Source organism: Frankia sp. EI5c (genome assembly GCF_001636565.1).
Classification (GTDB): domain Bacteria; phylum Actinomycetota; class Actinomycetes; order Frankiales; family Frankiaceae; genus Parafrankia.
This window is the reverse complement of sequence record NZ_LRTK01000148.1, coordinates 1-2480: the sequence shown is the minus strand read 5'-3', so window position 1 is coordinate 2480 and position 2480 is coordinate 1. Positions and strand designations below refer to the sequence as shown.

Below are 2480 nucleotides of genomic sequence, written 5' to 3'. Positions count from 1 at the left end.
GCTGGGTGTGGGGTTCCAGAGGCCCCAGGCGATGCTGGTGGCGGGGAGGTGGTGGGTGTGGCGGTGGTGGGCGAGGGCGTCGAGGTAGGCGTTGGCGGCGGCGTAGTTGGCTTGGCCGGGGGTGCCGGTGGTGGCGGTGATGGAGGAGAAGAGGAGGAAGGTGTGGAGGGGGTGGTGGTGGGTGAGGGTGTGGAGGTTGGTGGCGGCGGTGGCTTTGGGGGTGAGGGTGGTGGTGAGGTGTCGGGGGGTGAGGGTCTCGACGGTGCCGTCGGCCAGCAGCCCGGCGAGGTGGAGTACCGCGACGAGGGGATGCTCGGCCGGGATGTCCGCGATCACCGCCGCGAGCGCGTCCCGGTCGGCCGCGTCGCAGGCGGCGAAGCGTACCTGGGCGCCCTGCTCCGCCAGGTCGGCGGCGAGCTCCCGGGCGCCTGGGGCGTCCGGGCCGCGGCGGCTGAGCAGTAGCAGGTGGCGCACCCCGTGGCGGGCGACGAGATGCCGCACGACGAGGCGGCCGAGCCCGCCGGTGCCGCCGGTCACCAGAACCGTCCCGGTGCCGTCGAACCGGCTGCCCGCCGCCGACGTGGCGGCACCTGTCCGCACGCTCGCGTCCGGGGTCGCGCCGGAGCTCGGCGTCCCGCCGGTGGGCGAGGTCGCGCTGGTGTCCGACGTCGCGGCGGCGGATGGTTCCCTGCCCGGTGTGACGCGGGCAAGACGTGGGACGACCAGCTGACCGTCGCGCAGCGCCAGCTGGTCCTCCCCGGCGGCGATGGCCGCGGTCAGCTCGGCCGGGCTCGGCGCTCCGCCCCCGCGGGGAAGATCGAGCAGGACGAACCGGTCGGGGTGCTCGGACTGCGCCGAGCGCACCAGCCCCCAGACGGCTGCTGACCAGGGCTCAGCGTCGAACGCCCCCCGGGTGACGAACGCCAGCCGCGCCGCCGCGGACTCCTCGTCGGCGAGCCAGTCCTGCACCGCGCGCAGGGCTTCCTGTGCCGCGTCGCTGCCGGGCGCCACCTCGATGGTGACCAGCCCGGCCTGAGCTGCCGCGGCAGCGAGGCCATCCGCCGCGGTGGCGGTGGTAGCGGCAGTCGCGGTGGTGGTGGTCGCGGTGGTGGTGGTGGTCGTGGTCGTGGTGGTGGTGGTGGCGAACGGCACCCAGCGGATCCGGTAGAGGTCACGGACGGCTTCGGTGCCCGCGCGGAGTTGGTCGGCTGTCACCGGCAGCAGGGCCACGGAGTCGACGGAGAGCACCGGGCTACCGGCCGGGTCGACGGCGGTCAGCGCCGCGTGGCCGTCGGCGGAGATCGACCAGCGGACTCGCAGCCGATCGGCGCCGGTAGCGTCGAGCTGGACACCGGACCAGGAGAACGGCAGCGGCAGCCCCCCGTCGCCGCGGCGCGCCTCGCGGGCGACCAGCGGATGCAGCGCCGCGTCCAGCAGCACCGGGTGCAGCGCGAAGCCACTGGCGGGCGAGCTGTCGACGCCCGGCGTCCCGTCGGCCTCCCCGGCGCCGGAGGCGCTGTCGGTTCCGGGATCGGCGGTCGGCGGCTGAGCGAGTTCGGCGAACAGTTCCTCGCCGCGTTGCCAGGCCGCCTGGACGCCCTGGAACGACGGGCCGTACTGGTAGCCCAGATCGGCCAGCTCCGCGTAGAGCGCGTCGACGTCCAGGGCCTCGGCGCCGGCCGGGGGCCACTCGGAGCCGAACGCGTCCGGCCCCGGCACTGGCACCGGGTTCGGGGGAGCCAGCACGCCACTGGCATGGTGCGTCCACGGCTCGTCGGACTCCGGCGCGCGGGAGTGGACGGCCAGCGCCCGGCTGCCGTCCGGGGCGGGCGGCGCGACGGAGAGCTGCAGCACCCGGGCGCCCGCCGCGGGAATCAGCAGCGGGGCATGCAGGGTCAGCTCCTCCACCCGGGCGAGGCCCACCTGGTCACCCGCGGTCAGGGCCAGGTCGACGACGGCGGCACCCGGCAGCGGTGTGGAGCCGAGGATCTGGTGGTCGGCGAGCCAGGGGTGGCGGGTGGTGTCGAGGGTGCCGGTGAGCAGCAGCGCGCCGTCGTCGGCGCGTTCCACCGATGCCCCGAGCAGGGGGTGGCCGGGTGCGCTCAGGCCGAGGTCACGCGCGCTTGCGTCGGGCCGGCGGGGCACCAGCCAGTACCGCCTGCGCTGGAAGCGGTAGGTCGGCAGGTCTGGCAGCCATTCCCGCTCCGGGCCGAGCAGGGCGTCGAGGTCGAGGTCGAAGCCGTGGGTGTGGGCGGTGGCGAGGGCGGTGGTGAGGGTGTGGGGTTCGGGGTGGTTGGTGCGGAGGGTGGGGGTGGTGTGGGGGGTGTGGGGGGTGAGGGTGGGGTGGGGGCCGAGTTCGAGGTGGAGGGTGGTGTTGAGGGTGGTGAGGGTTTGGGTGGCTTGGTGGTAGCGGACGGTGTTGCGGGTGTGGCGGGTCCAGTAGTCAGGGGTGGTGATGGTGGTGTCGGCGAGGGTGCCGG

At 75.2% G+C, this 2480-nt stretch carries 1 protein-coding gene; it reads right to left on the bottom strand.

From position 1 onward, the window contains the following. Window positions 1–2480: type I polyketide synthase (locus UG55_RS26685; RefSeq protein WP_128423217.1), on the bottom strand; the 2480-nt coding region annotated here is incomplete at both ends.